Origin of the sequence: Arthrobacter sp. NPDC080082, from assembly GCF_040686595.1 — a bacterium.
GTDB lineage: Bacteria > Actinomycetota > Actinomycetes > Actinomycetales > Micrococcaceae > Arthrobacter.
This window is the reverse complement of the sequence record NZ_JBFBKQ010000001.1, coordinates 154,728-171,780: the sequence shown is the minus strand read 5'-3', so window position 1 is coordinate 171,780 and position 17,053 is coordinate 154,728. Positions and strand designations below refer to the sequence as shown.

Annotated in this window: 12 protein-coding genes; 10 read left to right on the top strand and 2 right to left on the bottom strand. The window is 67.1% G+C overall.

Annotated features, from left to right (window positions below; translation table 11 throughout):
- The 5 genes from AB0O44_RS00725 (at position 1) to AB0O44_RS00705 (ending at position 7,510) form a co-directional block, all read left to right on the top strand.
- Positions 1–903, top strand: coding sequence for a dihydrodipicolinate synthase family protein (locus tag AB0O44_RS00725; protein WP_290255797.1), 903 nt, complete (start codon positions 1–3; stop codon positions 901–903).
- Between the two features lie 50 nt (positions 904–953).
- Complete coding sequence (locus AB0O44_RS00720; RefSeq protein ID WP_364133101.1) at positions 954–2,564, top strand: cryptochrome/photolyase family protein; 1,611 nt, start codon at positions 954–956, stop codon at positions 2,562–2,564.
- 299 nt (positions 2,565–2,863) lie between these two features.
- Positions 2,864–4,645 carry an ABC transporter family substrate-binding protein gene (locus AB0O44_RS00715; RefSeq protein WP_364133098.1) on the top strand — a complete coding sequence of 594 codons (1,782 nt, stop codon included), beginning with the start codon at positions 2,864–2,866 and terminating at the stop codon, positions 4,643–4,645.
- Positions 4,646–4,820: 175 nt separating this feature from the next.
- A complete protein-coding gene (locus AB0O44_RS00710; RefSeq protein WP_290255794.1) occupies positions 4,821–6,362 on the top strand; it encodes an ABC transporter permease in 1,542 nt (513 codons plus the stop codon).
- Positions 6,363–6,388: 26 nt separating this feature from the next.
- Positions 6,389–7,510 carry an ABC transporter permease gene (locus AB0O44_RS00705; protein ID WP_290256469.1) on the top strand — a complete coding sequence of 374 codons (1,122 nt, stop codon included), beginning with the start codon at positions 6,389–6,391 and terminating at the stop codon, positions 7,508–7,510.
- Positions 7,511–7,538: 28 nt separating this feature from the next.
- On the opposite strand, the gene AB0O44_RS00700 is transcribed toward AB0O44_RS00705, so the two are convergent.
- Positions 7,539–8,168: a PH domain-containing protein gene (locus AB0O44_RS00700; RefSeq protein ID WP_364133095.1), complete on the bottom strand. Its 630-nt coding sequence runs from the start codon at positions 8,166–8,168 to the stop codon at positions 7,539–7,541.
- Between the two features lie 76 nt (positions 8,169–8,244).
- On the opposite strand from AB0O44_RS00700, the gene AB0O44_RS00695 reads away from it, so the two are divergent.
- The 5 genes from AB0O44_RS00695 to AB0O44_RS00675 all read left to right on the top strand — a co-directional run bounded on the left by AB0O44_RS00695 (position 8,245) and on the right by AB0O44_RS00675 (position 15,889).
- Positions 8,245–10,071: an ABC transporter ATP-binding protein gene (locus AB0O44_RS00695; RefSeq protein ID WP_364133092.1), complete on the top strand. Its 1,827-nt coding sequence runs from the start codon at positions 8,245–8,247 to the stop codon at positions 10,069–10,071.
- 283 nt (positions 10,072–10,354) lie between these two features.
- Positions 10,355–11,995, top strand: a complete 1,641-nt coding sequence (locus AB0O44_RS00690; protein WP_290255791.1) for an ABC transporter substrate-binding protein — start codon at positions 10,355–10,357, stop codon at positions 11,993–11,995.
- Between the two features lie 255 nt (positions 11,996–12,250).
- Positions 12,251–13,180, top strand: a complete 930-nt coding sequence (locus AB0O44_RS00685) for an ABC transporter permease (protein WP_290255790.1) — start codon at positions 12,251–12,253, stop codon at positions 13,178–13,180.
- Positions 13,170–14,162 (top strand): ABC transporter permease, encoded by a 993-nt coding sequence (locus tag AB0O44_RS00680; RefSeq protein ID WP_364133087.1) that lies wholly within the window; start codon positions 13,170–13,172, stop codon positions 14,160–14,162. The genes AB0O44_RS00685 and AB0O44_RS00680 overlap by 11 nt, the downstream gene beginning before the upstream one ends.
- An 11-nt stretch (positions 14,163–14,173) precedes the next feature.
- Positions 14,174–15,889: an ABC transporter ATP-binding protein gene (locus AB0O44_RS00675; RefSeq protein WP_364133084.1), complete on the top strand. Its 1,716-nt coding sequence runs from the start codon at positions 14,174–14,176 to the stop codon at positions 15,887–15,889.
- A 115-nt stretch (positions 15,890–16,004) separates the two neighbouring features.
- Here AB0O44_RS00675 and AB0O44_RS00670 read toward each other — a convergent pair whose 3' ends face one another.
- Positions 16,005–16,916, bottom strand: a complete 912-nt coding sequence (locus AB0O44_RS00670; protein WP_364133081.1) for an SGNH/GDSL hydrolase family protein — start codon at positions 16,914–16,916, stop codon at positions 16,005–16,007.
- Positions 16,917–17,053: the final 137 nt, after the last annotated feature.

Below are 17,053 nucleotides of genomic sequence, written 5' to 3'. Positions count from 1 at the left end.
GTGAACCCCAGCTTTACCGGCCTGAGTGCCTTCCCCCTGACGCCGCTGACACGGGACGCGGTTGATGAGGGTGCGTTCGGTGGCCTCGTCCGGCGCTTGGCCGCGGCCGGGGTTGACTCGATCACGGCCCTCGGGTCCACCGGCTCCTACGCCTACCTCAGCCCGGAGGAGCGGGCCGGTGTGGCACGCCTGGCTGTCGCCAACGCCGGCGACGTGCCAGTGTTCGTCGGGGTGGGCGCGCTTCGCACCTCAGACGTCCTCCGCCATATCGACGCCGCCGAAGGCGCCGGCGCCGCAGGAGTCCTGCTCGCCCCGATGACCTACCAGCCACTCACCGCGGACGACGTCTTCGGGCTCTTCGAGACGGTCGCGGGGCACACGGGGCTGCCCGTCATTGTCTACGACAATCCCGGGACCACCCGCTTCACCTTCACCACCGAACTGTACTCGGACATCGCGGCGCTCCCGGGGATCGCTTCGATCAAGATCCCGGCCGTCCCCGCCGGACCGGCGGAGGCCCGAGCGCGGGTCGCGGGGATCCGGGCCGTCATCCCCGCCCATGTCACCATCGGCATCTCCGGGGATGCTTCCGCCGCGGCCGGGCTGGCAGCTGGCTGCGACGCCTGGTACTCCGTGATCGCCGGGACGCTGCCCGGGCCTGCGCTCACCATCACGCGGGCCGTCCAGGAGGGAAGGGCCGCGGACGCGGCGGCGGAGTCCACGCGGCTGGGCCCGCTGTGGGAACTCTTCCAGGAGTTCGGCGGCAGCCTCCGCGTTGTTGCGGCGGTGGCCGAACAGCTGGGCCTCGTCCAAGGGCCGAGCCTTCCGCTGCCCATCCGGGGGCTGGACACGGAGCAGCGGGCCCGCGTCGCCCGCGTCCTCAAGGCCCTGGACCTGGGTTGACTCAGGGCTGAGGCCGGGGACCGCCGCGTGGAGTCCTTTATCGTTGGGTCATGAGCCCCGGCCCGGAACTGCGCCTTGTCCTCCCGCACCAGCTGTTCGACCAGCACCTGGACGCGGCGGCCGGCACCGTGTTCGTACTGATCGAGCACGATCTGATGTTCCGCCAGTACTCGTTCCATGCCCAGAAGCTGGTGTTGCACCGGGCCACGATGACCCGATTCGCCCGCCGGCTGCGCGGCCGCGGCTTCGAGGTGGAGGTCCTGGCCAGCGACGCCGGGCGGCCCTCCGGCGATCAGCTGGCCGAGCTGGTCCGCAGCCGCCGCCCGTCCCGGGTGACGTGGTTCGACGTCGTCGACGACTGGCTGGAGCGGGACCTGGGCGCCGCGCTGAACGACGGCGGCTACCGGCCGCGCGTGGCCGACGTGCTGGAGACCCCGAACTTCCTCACCAGCCGCCGGGACATCGACAACTGGTTTGCCGGGAAAACCGCACGCATGCACGACTTCTATGTGTGGCAGCGCCGCAGGCTGGACCTCCTGATGGAGGGTGGTCGGCCCGTGGGCGGCAAGTGGTCCTTCGACGCGGAGAACCGCAAGAAGCTGCCGCGCGGCTATACCCCCGCCGCGGTGGGCCGGTTCGCCGGCCATCCCGCCGTCGAGCCGCAGGGCAGCTTCGACCTGACGGGACTGGACGGACCCGCGACGGAACAGCTCGACGGGGGCCCGCAGGCCGGCCAGCACCGCGACGTCGCCGACGCGATCGACTGGGTGGCCAGGGAGTTCCCGGAAGCCCCGGGGGACCCGAAGCTTTTCGCCTGGCCCACCAGCGCCGGGGAGGCCCGGGACCATCTGCGTGAATTCGTCCGGGACCGGCTGAACGACTTCGGCCCCTACGAGGACGCCATCTCCGCCGGCCACCCGTTCATCGCCCACGGCCTGCTCACCCCGGCCCTGAACATCGGCCTGTTGGACCCACGGGAGGTGGTCGAGGCTGTCCTGGACGGAGCCACAGAGGCTACGCCCCTGGCCTCGGTGGAGGGCTTCATCCGGCAGGTCATTGGCTGGCGCGAATACATGCGCGCCACCTACCGGACCGGCGGCCGTGCCCTGCGCAGCGCAAACCGGCTGGGCCATCGGAATGAACTGGGGGAGGGCTGGTGGGACGCGGGCACCGGCCTGGCGCCGGTGGACCTGGTGGTCTCCCGCGTCCTGGCCACCGGCTACGCCCATCACATCGAACGGCTGATGGTCCTGGGCAACGTCATGTCCCTGCTGCGCATCCACCCGGACGCCGTCTACGAGTGGTTCATGGAACTGTTCATCGACGCCTACGACTGGGTGATGGTCCCCAACGTCTACGCCATGAGCCAGTTCGCGGCCGGGGACGCCATCACCACCAAGCCCTACGTCTCCGGCAGTAATTACCTGAAGAAGATGTCGGACCTCCCGCCGGGAGAGTGGACCGCGGACTGGGACGGACTGTACTGGACGTTCATCGCGGACCACCGGGAGGTATTTGCCGCGAACCCACGGTCGCGGATGGTCGTCTCGTTGCTGGACGGGATGGATCCGGAGACCCGCGCCCGCCACCGGAGCCGCGCGGAGGTCTTGCTGCCGGGCGGCAATCCGGGGAACCGGCTCACGGCACGGGGAGCCCGGTAATTACCGCCTAACTGGGAGAGCTCGTCCGGGCGCCGCCAAGCGGATTTCTTCCGGGCCGTCAATAGCCCCCGGTAACGTATCCGTCAACGAATTTTCACAAAATTTACACAGCGGAATCAAAATTTGTTACAGCTCGATAACGAACGATAGTGCTGTCCGAATTTCCCACCATTCCGCGCCATCCCGGGTTTACAGTTCATGCCATGTGAGACGAACCACACTGCCGCTGGGGGAGTGTGGGCGTCTGGCCGGTGCCGTTGGCGCAGGTCTCATCCACACCACAGAAACAAGGAGGCGGAATGCGCTTCGGTCGTATTTCCAAAGCGGTGGGGGTGGCAGCGGCAGCTGCCCTCGCACTCAGCGCCTGCGCCGGCAACAGCGGCGGGTCAACCCCGTCGTCGTCAGCCGCGGCAGGCAAAACCGGCGGATCGGCAACGGTCGTCGAGGTTAACGCGTTCAACACGTTCAACCCGAACACCGCCGACGGCAACACTGACATCAACTCGAAGGTCAGCTACGCCACCCACTCGGGCTTCTACTACATCGATAACAAGCTGAACGTTGTCCGCAACGAAAAGTTCGGCAAGATGGAAAAGACCTCCGATAACCCGCTGACGGTGAAATACACCATCAACGACGGCGTCAAGTGGTCCGACGGCACGCCTGTCACCGCCGCCGACCTCCTCCTGCAGTGGGCCGCCTTCTCCGGCTACTACAACGACGCCGATGCCGACGCGAAGACCGGAACCTCGTACTTCTCCTACGCCGGTGACCCCACCGGCCTGGCGCTCACCGACTTCCCGGAGATGAGCGACGACGGCAAGTCGATGACCATCAAGTACTCCAAGCCGTTCGCCGACTGGGAAATCGCCCTCGGCGGCCCCGGCGTCGACATCCCCGCGCACGTCCTGGCCAAGAAGGCCGGCCTGGCCGATGCCAAGGCGTTCGTCTCCATGCTCAAGGGCATGCCGCGCGGCGACGCCAAGGCCCCGAAGCCTGCCAACGCGCAGCTGAAGGCCATGTCCGACCTCTGGAACACCGGCTTCGACACCAAGACCCTGCCGGCCGACCCGGAGCTCTTCCTCTCCAATGGCCCGTACGTCGTCAAGACCATCAACCAGGACCAGTCCTTGACCATGGTCAAGAACAAGGACTACAACTGGGGCCCGGACGCCAAGCTGGACGAAATCACCGTCCGCTACATCGGCGACTCCGCCGCCCAGGTCCAGGCGCTGAAGAACGGCGAGGCCGACATCATCGCCCCGCAGGCCTCCGCCGACACGGTGGACCAGCTCAAGGCGCTGCAGAGCCAAGGCGTGACCGTCGACCAGGGCAACCAGCTCTCCTACGACCACATCGACCTGAACTACAGCGGCCCGTTCGCGGATAAGAACGTCCGCGAGGCGTTCATGAAGACCGTCCCGCGCAAGGACATCGTCGACAAGATCGTCAAGAAGCTGGACGACAAGGCCAAGCCGCTTGACTCCCAGCTGTTCGTCCCGGACCAGGCCGCCTACGCTGACTCGGTCAAGAACAACGGCTCCTCCGCGTACCAGGATGTCGACATCGACGGCGCCAAGAAGCTGCTCAACGGTGCCACCCCCGAAGTCCGCATCATGTACAACAAGGACAACCCCAACCGCGTTGACGCCTTCTCCCTGATCCGCGAGTCCGCCGCCAAGGCCGGCTTCAAGATCGTCGACGGCGGTCTCGGCAAGTCCGACTGGGGCAAGGCCCTGGGCAAGGGTGGCTACGACGCCACCATCTTCGGCTGGATCAACCCGGGTGTCGGCGTTTCCGGCGTCCCGCAGATCTTCAAGACCGGCAACGACTCCAACTTCAACAAGTTCTCCGACAAGGATGCTGACAAGTTGATGGACGAGCTGATCGTCACCACCGACAAGAGCAAGCAGGACGGACTCATCCAGCAGATCGACAAAAAGATCTGGGATTCCGCGTACGGTCTGCCGCTGTTCCAGGCAGTGGGCGTTGACGCCTACTCCGACCGCATCACCGGTGTGAAGTACATGCCGAACCAGACCGGCGTCTGGTGGAACTTCTGGGAGTGGGCTCAGAAGTAGCCGACGACCGCAAGTAACACGTGCTGGCGAAAGGCGTCGGGACCAAGGCTCCACGGTCCCGACGCCTTTCTAGCGGCACCCCACAGAGGTTTGGCCCGCCGTATCCCCGCAGCCGGCGCGAACCCAGCAACCGGTCCCGGCAATCCCAGGACCTGAATACCGAGGTTGTACTCCCATGGTGACTTACGTAGTCCGGCGGCTCATGACGGCCGCCCTCATCCTTCTCGGCGCTTCCTTCCTGGTCTACCTCCTGACGGCGGCGTCCGGAGACCCCCTGGAGGAATTCCGGGTCAATAACTCCCCGCAGAAACAGGCCCTGATGGATGCCCGGACGCAGCTGCTGCAGCTCGACGTCCCCGCCCCTGTGCGCTACTTCCGCTGGCTCGGCGGAGCGGCCCAGTGCCTGGTGCCGTTCGCCAACTCCTGCGACTTGGGCAAGAACATCGCCGGGCAGCCCGTCACGGACGCCCTCGGCCACGCCCTGATACAGACCCTGACGCTGGTCACCGGTGCCACCATCCTGGCCATCCTGATCGGCATCACACTCGGCATCATCACCGCCCTGCGCCAATACAGCGCCCTGGACTACGGCGTCACCTTCATGGCGTTCCTGTTCTTCTCGCTGCCGATCTTCTGGGTCGCCGTCCTGCTCAAGGAATTCGGCGCCATCGGCTTCAACAACTTCCTAAGGGACCCCGACGTCCCGCTCCCCGTAGCTTTGGCCATCGGCCTGGTGCTCGGCGTAATCGTCGCCGTCGCCGCCGGCGGCGCACTGCGGCGGCGGCTCACCGTCGGCGCCGTCGTATTTGCCTTCGTCAGCGCCGTCCTGATCTACTTCTCCGCGACCCTCTGGTTCAAGAACCCGGGCCTCGGACCAGTGGTGATCGCCATCGCGGGCGTCGGCATCGCCTTCGCCGTCACCCTGCTCTCCGCGGGCCTGAAAAACCGCAAGGCGCTGCAATCCTCGCTGATCGCCGTCGCCGTCGGCGTCGTCCTCTACTTCGTGGTCCAGCCGCTGCTGGACCAGGCGACCTTCCTGATGATCGTGCTGCTGGCCGTCGCCGCCGTCCTGGTGGGCCTGGGCATCGGCTACCTGATGGGCGGCTACGACCGCGGCCAGTCCATGCGCGCCGCCGCGATCACCTCGTTCCTGGTCGGCGGAATGATCCTGCTGGACCGGTTCATGCAGGCCTGGCCGAGCTACTTCGACAACAGCCGCGTCCGCGGCCGCCCGATCGCCACGATCGGCGCCGGCACCCCCAACATCGAGGGCGACTTCTGGATCCTGGGCCTGGACTCCTTCACCCACCTGATCCTGCCCACCATGGCCCTGATCCTCATCTCTCTGGCCAGCTACACCCGCTTCACCCGGGCCTCGATGCTGGAAATCATGAACATGGACTACATCCGCACCGCCCGCGCCAAGGGCGTCTCGGAACGGACAGTGGTCATGCGGCACGCCTTCCGGAACGCCCTGATCCCCATCGCCACCATCGTGGCCTTCGACATCGGCGGCCTGATCGGCGGCGCCGTCATCACCGAATCCGTGTTCTCGGTGCGCGGCATGGGCTTCCTGTTCCTGGACGGCATCTCCCACACCGATCCCAACCCGGTCATGGGCGTCTTCGTCTGTGTGGCCATCACGGCCATGGGTTTCAACCTCATTGCGGACCTCGCCTACTCCGCACTTGATCCGCGCGTAAGGGTAAAAGCATGAGCCAGCCAAGCCAGCAAGACGAAATCATGGCCGAGGACGCGGCCCTCAAGGGTGCCCCCGCGGCCGGCATAGAACCCGTCCTCGAGGCCAAGGGCCTGAGCCAGGGCCAGATCGTACGCAAGCGCTTCCTCGGCCACACCGGCGCGATCATCGGCCTGGTGGTCTTCGCCATCATCTTTCTGATGGCCTTCACCTCCGTGGGCTACCTCGGCATCCCGGGCTGGTGGAAGTACAACCACGAGCAGGTCTCCGCCCTGGTCAACGACGGCGCCCCCACCTCCTCGCTCTGGCCGCTGGCTTGGGGCGAGCACCCCTTCGGCCAGGACCGGATCGGCCGCGACCTGTTCGCCATGACCATGCGCGGAGCGCAGCAGTCCATCACCGTCATGGTGGTCATCGGCCTGATCGCCGGCCTGCTCGGCGTCCTGGTCGGGGCGATTTCCGGCTACTTCCGCGGCTGGGCCGAGGCCATCCTGATGCGCCTCACCGACGTCATCATCATCATCCCGGCGCTGCTGCTCGCGGCGGTCATGGCGCAGATGGCCGGCCGGCGCGACTCCGGCAGCTGGTTCGCTTCCTTCGCCAGCAGCAACGGCGTCCTGGCCCTGGGCATCTTCCTCGGCCTGATCAGTTGGGTCAGCCTCGCCCGGCTCATGCGCGGCGAGTTCCTGTCCCTGCGGGAACGCGAATTCGTCGACGCCGCCCGGATCTCCGGTGCCAGCAACGCCCGGATCATCTTCAAGCACATCCTGCCCAACGCCGTCGGCGTCCTGATCGTCAACGTCACCCTGACCATGTCCGCGGCCATCCTCACCGAGACCGCGCTGAGCTTCCTGGGCGTCGGGGTCAAGGCCCCAGACACGTCCCTGGGCCTGCTCATCTCGCAGAACCAGCAGGCCTTCGCCACCCGGCCTTGGCTGTTCTGGTTCCCCGGCCTGTTCATCGTGCTGATCTGCCTGAGCATCAACTTCATCGGCGACGGGCTGCGGGATGCCTTCGACCCGCGGCAGAAGAAGTTCAACGCCAAGAAGGCCCGCGAAGCCGACGCCGCCGCGGGCACCCCCGCCGGTTCTCCCGCTGCAGCGGGTGCCTCGCCGGCAGCGGAAAAGTCCGCGGTCACCGCCTTCGATGGCACCAAGGACGACTAAGGTGACAGCCCCGAACCCGGGCCGCAGGCTAGACGGCGGCGACGGTCCAGACGCTGGCCGCCAGCAGCACCACGGCGACGGCGATCGCCGCCCACCGCGGGGTCACGGACACCGCGGTGGTGGCGGCCTCGCCGGCGGCCAGGGCGCCGCTCTCCACCAGGGCCTGCCAGCGGCCGCGCACCAGCCGGGCGGCCTGGCCCGAGTCGGTGGTCTTCAGGTCTCCCGGGCGCACCGAGTTGCCCGGGCCGTAGCTGGTGTCCGGCAGCCCGCGCAGGTCCTCGGGGCGGGCGTTGCGGCCGCCCCAGATGCCCGGCGCGGGGGCTGCCCACGCGGCGTAGCTGCGCCGGGCCGTCACCAGGGTCAGGGCGTAGCGGGTGTCCACATGCACCAGCGCCGCCCACGGCACCTCGACGGACCGGAACGGGTTCTCCAGGGTGACCCCGCCGTCGTGCACCACGACGGCGGGAAGCCAAAAGAACTGCCAGCCCAGGAAGGCCACCAGCAGCAGGGGAGCGGTGCCCAGCAGCCCCGCGGGACCGGCCGAGGCCACCGTCACGACCAGGCCCAGCAGCCCGACGCCCCAGGCCAGGCCGGCGAACCATTTATTGGTCCGGGCCTTGAAGATTTCGACGTTTCCGGCATCGGGCGCTGTGCTCATGCCCCCCATATTTCAGCATTCCGGCCGAACGCACTAAATTCCCGGTGCGGCGGCCCGGCGGAAGGAACACCCCATCATGACTGACTTCATCACCGTGGACCCGGCGCAGCCCTCCGCCCCCGGCAAGGGCGACGTCGTCCTGGAGGTCCGCGACCTCAGCGTCGACTTCGGCGTGGACAAGAAATGGGTCCCGGCCGCCATCCGGCTGAACTACGAGGTCCGGGCCGGCGAGGTCCTCGCGATCGTCGGCGAGTCCGGCTCCGGCAAGAGCGCCAGCTCCATGGCGCTGCTGGGCCTGCTGCCGAGCAACAGCCGCGTCAACGGCAGCGTCAAGCTGGCCGGCAATGAACTCCTGGGCGGCAGCGAAGCCAACATCAGGGCCGTCCGCGGCAAGGACGTCGCCGTCATCTTCCAGGAGCCGATGACCGCACTGAACCCGGTCTACACCGTCGGGGCGCAGATCGTGGAAACCATCCGGCTGCACAACGAGGTCTCCCCGGACCAGGCCAGGGAACGGGCCGTGCGGATGCTCGAGCTGGTGGAGCTGCCGGACCCGGAGAAGGCCTTCCGCTCCTACCCGCACCAGCTCTCCGGCGGCCAGCGGCAGCGCGCCATGATCGCGCAGTCGCTCTCCTGCGACCCCAAGCTGCTGATCGCCGACGAGCCCACCACGGCCCTCGACGTCACCGTCCAGGCCGAAATCCTGGACCTGATGCGGAACCTCCGCAACAAGCTCGACAGCGCGATCGTCCTGATCACCCACGACATGGGCGTCGTCGCCGACCTCGCGGACCGGATCGCGGTCATGCGCCGCGGCGTAATTGTGGAGACCGGCACGGCGGCGGAGATCTTCCACAACCCGCAGCACGAGTACACCAAGGCGCTGCTGGACGCCGTGCCGCACCTGGGCCAGGGCGGGGAGGCCGACGGCGACGTAGACGTTACCGCGGCCCTCGCCGCCGCCACCCAGGCCGACCTCGAGGCCATCCCGCACGAGGAACTCCTTCGCCGGGAACGGGCCAACGCCGCGGCCCTCGCCGCCGCCGCGGAGACCGCCAAGCCGCAGGGCGACCCGGTCCTGGAACTGACCGACGTCGCGATCGAATACCCCAAGCAGGGCCGGGTGCCGGCCTTCCGCGCGGTGGAGGGCGCCAACCTGGCGATCTACCCGGGCCAGGTCGTCGGCCTGGTGGGGGAGTCGGGCTCCGGCAAAACCACCATCGGACGCGCCGCCGTCGGCCTGCTGCCCGTCGCGGCCGGCACCATGAAGGTGGTGGGGCAGGACATCTCCGCCGCCAAGCGCAACGGCCGGCAGTTGCACGAGATGCGCCGCCACGTGGGCATGGTCTTCCAGGACCCGTCCTCCTCGCTGAACCCCCGCCTGCCCATCGGCGAGAGCATCGGCGAGCCGATGTTCCTGGCCGGCGTCGCGAAGGGTGCCGAGCTGCAAACCCGGATCGAGGCGCTGCTGGACCAGGTGGAGCTGCCGCGCAACTACCGCAACCGCTACCCGCACGAACTCTCGGGCGGCCAGAAGCAGCGCGTCGGCATCGCCCGGGCCCTCTCCCTGAAGCCGAAGCTGATGGTGGCCGACGAACCCACCTCCGCCCTCGACGTCTCGGTCCAGGCCAAGGTGCTGGAGCTGTTCCAGAACCTTCAGAAGGAACTCGGCTTCGCCTGCCTCTTCGTCACCCACGACCTCGCCGTCGTCGACGTCCTCGCCGACCGCATCTGCGTGATGCAACGGGGCCGGATCGTCGAACAGGGCAGCCGCGACCAGATCCTGCGCAACCCGCAGGAGCCGTACACCCAGCGCCTGCTGGCCGCGGTGCCCCTGCCGGACCCGGAGAAGCAGCGGGAACGGCGGGAACTGCGGGCCCAGCTGCTCTCGGGCGCCAGCTAGGAGAGCGGTTAGGAAAGGGGCAACAGGGAGGGAATCCACGAGGAACGGGAGAAGCGGCACGTATCCTACCAGCCAGTAATCTGTGACTTGAAATACGTTGCGCTTGACGCTAGCCGTCACAGTGCTGTCGAGTCACGGTTTGGCAACGGAGTTCCATGATCTGGACATCTTGCGGTTAGGCTACTTCCATATGTAGGCCACGTCACAGGGATATCCCTGTGCCCGCGCCTGCCGGGAAGCACAAGTCTCTCCCGCAGAACTCCCACAACTCTTAGGAGGAGGAATGCGTTTTTCGCGCACTTCCAAAGCACTGGGCCTGGTGGCTATCGCTGCCATGACCCTGACCGGTTGCGGCGGCGGCGGTTCCAACACCGCCGGCGGCAGCACCGGTGGCGACACCAGCAAGGTCATCATTGCTGACGGTTCCGAGCCCCAGCGTCCGCTGATGCCCGCCGACACCAATGAAGTTGGCGGCGGCAAGGTCATCGACATGATGTTCTCCGGTCTGGTCAGCTACGACCCCAACGGCAAGCCCGTGAACGAACTGGCTGAGTCCATCGAGGGCAAGGACGGCCAGCACTTCACGATCAAGATCAAGAAGGACCAGAAGTTCACGAACGGCGAGGCCATCACGGCCAAGACCTTCGTTGACTCCTGGAACTTCGGTGCCGCCGCGAAGAACGCACAGCTCAGCGGTGGCTTCTTCGAGTCCATCAAGGGCTACGACGAGGCCAGCAAGGAAGGCTCCACGGTCGAGACCATGTCCGGCCTGAAGGTCGTTGACGACCAGACCTTCACCGTTGAACTCTCCCAGCCGGAATCCGACTGGCCGCTGCGCCTGGGCTACACCGCCTTCGTGCCGGTCCCGTCCGGTGCCCTGAAGGACCCGAAGGGCTTCGGCGAGAAGCCGGTCGGCAACGGCCCGTACAAGATGGCCGACGGCGGCTGGCAGCACAACGTGCAGATCCAGCTTGTCCCGAACCCGGACTACAACGGCCCGCGCAAGGCCAAGAACGCCGGCGTGACGTTCAAGATCTACCAGAACGACGACGCCGCGTACCAGGACCTGCTGTCCAACAACCTGGACATCCTGCAGACCATCCCGACGAGCGCCCTGAAGAACTACAAGTCCGACCTGGGTGACCGCACGATCAACAAGCCGTACGCCGGCAACCAGACCATCGCCATCCCGGAATACCTGCCGGAGTGGAGCGGCGAGGCCGGCAAGCTGCGCCGCCAGGCCATCTCCATGGCCATCAACCGCGATGAGATCACCAAGGTCATCTTCAACGGTGCACGCCAGCCCGCCAAGGACTTCACCGCCCCCGTGCTGGACGGCTACAGCGACTCGATCCCGGGTTCGGACAACCTGAAGTTCGACGCCACCAAGGCCAAGGACGCCTGGGCCAAGGCCGACGCGATCCAGAAGTGGGACGCTGACAAGACCTTCACCATCGCCTACAACGCCGACAAGGGCGGCCACAAGGCATGGGTTGAGGCTGTTGTGAACCAGCTGAAGAACACCCTCGGCATCAAGGTTGAGGGCAAGCCCTACGCCACGTTCAAGGAAGCCCGCAACGACGCCACCGCCAAGACCCTGACCGGTGCCATCCGCGCCGGCTGGCAGGCCGACTACCCGTCGCTGTACAACTTCCTCGGCCCGATCTACAAGACCGGTGCCGGCTCCAACGACGCGAAGTACGCGAACCCGACGTTCGACAAGGCCATCTCCGACGGCCTGAACGCCTCCACCGTCGCCGACGGCAACAAGGCCATGAACAAGGCTCAGGAAATCCTCCTGACCGACCTTCCGGCCATCCCCCTGTGGTACCAGGTTGCCCAGGGCGGCTGGAGCGACAAGGTCACCAACGTTGACTACGGCTGGGACGGCGTCCCGCTGTACTACAACATCAGCGGCAAGTAAATAACTGAACGACGGCGGGGGCTGCCTGGATTGGGGCCTCCGCCGTTGTTCTGCTTCCACTCTGTTTTCCGGACAGATCCCCGCAAGTTCTCCCTGACAGTCCGCCCTGACGGCCACCGCCTCGGGTGAACTCTGCAGCCCGTCCTCTGTGACCGACCCGGCGCCGGGCCGCAGTCCAAAGTGAAAAGGTTCTTCGATGAACAACTCCGCCGCATCCCTGGACCGGATGCCTGCTGACAAGGGTGTGCTTCGCTGATGGCGACTTACATCCTCAAGCGTTTTCTCCAACTGATCCCCGTCTTCCTGGGCGCAACGCTGCTGGTCTACTTCCTGGTCTTCAGCCTCCCCGGTGACCCGATCGTCGCCCTCTTCGGCGACAAGCCGGTCAACGAGGCCGTCGCCGCGAAGCTCCGCGCGCAGTACCACCTGGACCAGCCGTTCTGGATCCAATACCTGCTCTACCTCAAGAGCATCTTCACCTTCGACCTCGGCCAGGACTTCTCCGGCCGTCCCATCGCCGCCGTGCTGGGCGAGGTGTTCCCGGTTACCGCCCGCCTGGCCATCATGGCGCTGATCTTCGAGGCCGTCTTCGGCATCATCTTCGGCCTGATCGCCGGCCTGCGGAAGGGCAAGCTCTTTGACGCGACCGTCCTCGTGGCGTCCCTGATCGTCATCGGCATCCCGATCTTCGTCCTTGGCTTCCTGCTGCAGTTCACCATCGGCGTCCAGCTCGGCTGGGCCAAGCCCACGGTCAGTTCCGCGGCTACGGTGCAGGACCTGATCCTGCCCGCGATCGTGCTGGGCCTGGGCTCCTTCGCGTACGTGCTGCGCCTGACGCGCACCTCGGTGATCGAGAACATGAACGCCGACTACGTGCGCACCGCCACCGCCAAGGGCCTGTCCCGGTTCCGAGTGGTCCGCGTGCACATCCTGCGCAACTCCCTGATCCCCGTCATCACCTTCCTGGGCGCGGACCTGGGCAGCCTGATGGGCGGCGCGATCGTCACCGAAGGCATCTTCAACGTGCCCGGCGTCGGCAACCGGCTCTACCGGGCCGTGCTCTCCGGCGAGGGACCCACGGTGGTCTCGATCGTCACCGTCCTGGTGCTGATCTACTGCCTCTCCAACCTGCTCGTTGACCTGCTCTACGCCTGGCTTGACCCGAGGATCCGCTATGACTCCTGAAACCAATCCCGCACGGCAGGACGCTCCGATGCCCGCCCCGCGCCACATCGAGCACTTCGTCGCCGACTTTTCCGAGACCCCGCTGCAGGCCACGGACAAGGTCAAGGAGGACCAGGCACCCCTGAGCCTCTGGGCCGAGGCCTGGCGCAACCTGCGCAAGCAGCCGCTGTTCCTGATCTCCGCGTTCCTGATCCTGGTGGTCGTGGCCGTGTCCCTCTTCCCGGGACTGTTCTCCGGCATCGACCCCACCTCCGAGGCCTGCCAGCTGGCCAACTCCGACGGCGGCCCCACCGGCGGCCACCCGCTGGGCTTCACCCAGCAGGGCTGCGACGTCTACGCCCGCGTCATCTACGGCACGCGCTCCTCGGTGACCGTCGGCCTGTTCACCACCATCGGTGTCCTGGTCATCGGCGGCATCATGGGCGCCCTGGCCGGCTACTACGGCGGCTGGGTTGACGCGGTCCTGGCCCGCATCAACGACATCTTCTTCGCGCTGCCGCTGATCCTCGGCGCGATCGTCGTCATGCAGCTGCCGATGTTCCGCTCCAACCGCACCGCGTGGACCCTGGTGCTGATCCTGATGGCGTTCGGCTGGCCGCAGATCGCCCGCATCACCCGTGGCGCCGTGATCGAGGTCCGCAACGCCGACTTCGTCACCGCCGCGCGTTCCCTGGGTGTCTCCAAGTTCGGCGCCCTGATGCGTCACGTCATGCCGAACTCGCTGGCCCCGATCATCGTCGTGGCCACCATCTCCCTGGGTACCTTCATCGTGGCCGAATCCACGCTGTCCTTCCTGGGCATCGGCCTCCCGCCCAGCGTGATGTCCTGGGGCAACGACATCCAGGCAGCTCAGGCCTCCCTGCGCTCGAACCCGATGCCGCTGCTCTACCCGGCCATCGCCCTCTCCATCACCGTTCTGAGCTTCATCATGCTGGGCGACGCCCTCCGTGATGCTCTCGATCCCAAAGCGCGCAAGCGATGAAAGGGGAAGCCATGAACACCCCTGTTGAAATCCGTGAAGAGGGAACGGCCGCCGTGCGTCCGCTCCTGGAAATCCGGGACCTGGCGATCACCTTCAAGACCGGCGGCGGCGACGTCAACGCCGTCCGCAACGCCCACCTCACCGTGATGCCGGGCGAAACGGTCGCGATCGTGGGCGAGTCCGGCTCGGGCAAGTCGACCACGGCGCTGGCCGCGATCGGCCTGCTGCCCACCAACGGCCGGGTCTCCGGCGGCCAGATCCTGTTCGACGGCGAGGACATCTCCAAGGCCGGCGAGAAGCGCATGATCGAATTGCGCGGCAACAGCATCGGCATGGTCCCGCAGGACCCGATGTCCAACCTCAACCCGGTTTGGAAGATCGGCCAGCAGGTCCGCGAGACGCTCAAGGCCAACGGGCTGCCCGACGGTCCCGACGACGTCGCCAAGGTCCTCTCGCAGGCCGGCCTGCCGGACGCCGCACGGCGCGCCAAGCAGTACCCGCACGAGTTCTCCGGCGGCATGCGCCAGCGCGCGCTGATCGCCATCGGCCTGTCCTGCCAGCCGCGCCTGCTCATCGCCGATGAGCCGACGTCGGCCCTGGACGTGACCGTGCAGCGCCAGATCCTTGACCACCTGGACAAGATGACCACCGAGCTCGGCACCGCCGTGCTGCTGATCACCCACGACCTCGGCCTCGCCGCCGAACGCGCCGACAAGGTGGTCGTGATGTACCGCGGCCAGGTGGTGGAATCGGGTCCGTCGCTGGAACTGCTGCGCAACCCGCAGCACCCGTACACGCAGCGCCTGGTCGCCTCCGCGCCGTCGCTGGCGTCCCGCCGGATCCAGGTCGCCAAGGAGCAGGGCGTCGAGTCCGAGGACCTGCTCGCCCCCGCCGAGGAAGGCGTGGTCGAGGCCGCGAAGCCGGACGAGGTGCTCAAGATCGAGAACCTCCGCAAGGTCTTCAAGCTCCGCTCCGGCCTGGGCCGGTCCACCGACTTCACCGCGGTGGACGACGTGTCCTTCAGCGTCAAGCGCGGCACGACGACGGCGATCGTGGGGGAGTCGGGCTCCGGCAAGTCCACGGTGGCGCAGATGGTGCTGAACCTGCTCCAGCCCACCTCCGGCAAGATCGTGTTCGACGGCGTGGACACCTCGACGCTGAACGCCAAGGAAATCTTCGCGTTCCGCCGCCGTGTCCAGCCGATCTTCCAGGACCCCTACGGTTCCCTCGATCCGATGTACAACATCTTCCGGACCATCGAGGAACCGCTGCGCACCCACAAGATCGGGACCAAGGCCAGCCGGGAAAAGAAGGTGCGCGAACTGCTGGACCAGGTGGCCCTGCCGCAGTCCACCATGCAGCGCTACCCGAACGAGCTCTCCGGCGGCCAGCGCCAGCGCGTCGCGATCGCCCGTGCCCTGGCCCTCGATCCCGAGGTCATCATCTGTGACGAAGCCGTCTCCGCACTCGACGTGCTGGTCCAGGCGCAGGTTCTCAACCTGCTCGCGGACCTGCAGTCGCGGCTGGGCCTGACTTACCTCTTCATCACCCACGACCTGGCCGTGGTCCGGCAGATCGCGGACCACGTCTGCGTGATGGAAAAGGGCAAGCTGGTGGAGACCGGTTCGACCGACGACGTCTTCGACGCGCCGCAAATGGAGTACACGAAGGCCCTGCTGAACGCCATCCCCGGCGCCAAGCTGATGCTCCCACCGGACGTCGCCTGACCTCCAGGCAGGACGCCCCTGCGGGCCCTCACTAACAAAGGCAGCCGGTGACCACCCCGCGGGGTGGTCACCGGCTCCCTTTGTTTAACTCTTCCCGGTCCTCCGGTACCGCTGCCTAGTTGCCGGGCTCGGTGGTCACGGGCCCGGGCGGGGGCAGTTCGAGGCCCAGATCCTTGAGTTTGCCGGCCAGGATCGTACCGAGCGCGGCGTGGCCGGTGCTGTTCATGTGCACGCCGTCGGCCATCTGCGAGGTCAGGTTGTACTTGGTCAGCCAGTCGCCGGTGCTGATGAACGGGATGGAATGCCGGGCCGCAAGGCCGCCCAGCAACGAATCCACCTGGGTCCGGCGGCCGCCGCCGTAGTTCGCCCCGCGGGCCAGGGTGCCGATCATCGCCAGCCGGGCGGAGGGGTAGCGCTGCTTGAGGGAGGCGATCAGCCGCTCGGCGTTGGCCACGATCTGGGCGTCGGTGGCCCCGCGGGTTGCATCGTTGCCGCCGCCTTCCATGACAATTAGGGCGGGCGCGCCGTAGGGCAGCTTCCAGTCCCCGCGCTGCAGGGCGTCGACGTAGTTGCCGGTCTTCCCATTCGCCGCGACATAGCCGGTTCCGCCCAGACCGCAGAAGAAGACGTCGTACCCGGCCGCGGAAAGGCCCTGCCGGGGCCACCCATTGGTCGGTTCGGACTGGGAGTCGCCGATCAGGAGCGCGGTCCGGGAGATGTTGGCCACGATGACCTCTTCCCGGCCGTTGGCCGGGTTGCGGTATACCGTGCCCGGGGCCATGGTGGCCGGGTTGGGCAGGGGTGCCAGCAGGGACTTCTGCCCGCCGGCGGCGACCGGTTCGCCGGACGCACCTGCACCCGCACGGGCCGCCGACTTTCCGGGTACGCCGGAGGCGGGGGCGCTGGCGCTGGCCGGTGAGTCCGGGCCGGACGAGGAAGTGGTGGGTGCCTGCCCGCAGCCGGCCAGGAGAACGCCGGTGGCGATCACAGGTGCGGCGTAGCGGGTCAGAGCCGAGGCGATTCGCATCTGGGGTCTCCGGGCTTTGCTTTTCTTTACCACGGCAATAATGCGGTACTTCGCTCCCAAAAGCCAGTGACATTCCTCACGTGGACACGACCCCGCCGGGCGCCGCCGCCGTCGCCGGGCGCCGGGCCCGGTGCCCG

What these genes read in the sequence shown, in the direction of transcription:
- AB0O44_RS00685 (WP_290255790.1), top strand. Translation starts at nt 12,251, where the DNA reads ATGGCGACTTACATCCTCAAGCGTTTTCTCCAACTGATCCCCGTCTTC.
- AB0O44_RS00710 (WP_290255794.1), top strand. Translation starts at nt 4,821, where the DNA reads ATGGTGACTTACGTAGTCCGGCGGCTCATGACGGCCGCCCTCATCCTT.
- AB0O44_RS00680 (WP_364133087.1), top strand. Translation starts at nt 13,170, where the DNA reads ATGACTCCTGAAACCAATCCCGCACGGCAGGACGCTCCGATGCCCGCC.
- AB0O44_RS00670 (WP_364133081.1), bottom strand. Translation starts at nt 16,916, where the DNA reads ATGCGAATCGCCTCGGCTCTGACCCGCTACGCCGCACCTGTGATCGCC.
- AB0O44_RS00695 (WP_364133092.1), top strand. Translation starts at nt 8,245, where the DNA reads ATGACTGACTTCATCACCGTGGACCCGGCGCAGCCCTCCGCCCCCGGC.
- AB0O44_RS00675 (WP_364133084.1), top strand. Translation starts at nt 14,174, where the DNA reads ATGAACACCCCTGTTGAAATCCGTGAAGAGGGAACGGCCGCCGTGCGT.
- AB0O44_RS00700 (WP_364133095.1), bottom strand. Translation starts at nt 8,168, where the DNA reads ATGAGCACAGCGCCCGATGCCGGAAACGTCGAAATCTTCAAGGCCCGG.
- AB0O44_RS00715 (WP_364133098.1), top strand. Translation starts at nt 2,864, where the DNA reads ATGCGCTTCGGTCGTATTTCCAAAGCGGTGGGGGTGGCAGCGGCAGCT.
- AB0O44_RS00705 (WP_290256469.1), top strand. Translation starts at nt 6,389, where the DNA reads ATGGCCGAGGACGCGGCCCTCAAGGGTGCCCCCGCGGCCGGCATAGAA.
- AB0O44_RS00720 (WP_364133101.1), top strand. Translation starts at nt 954, where the DNA reads ATGAGCCCCGGCCCGGAACTGCGCCTTGTCCTCCCGCACCAGCTGTTC.
- AB0O44_RS00690 (WP_290255791.1), top strand. Translation starts at nt 10,355, where the DNA reads ATGCGTTTTTCGCGCACTTCCAAAGCACTGGGCCTGGTGGCTATCGCT.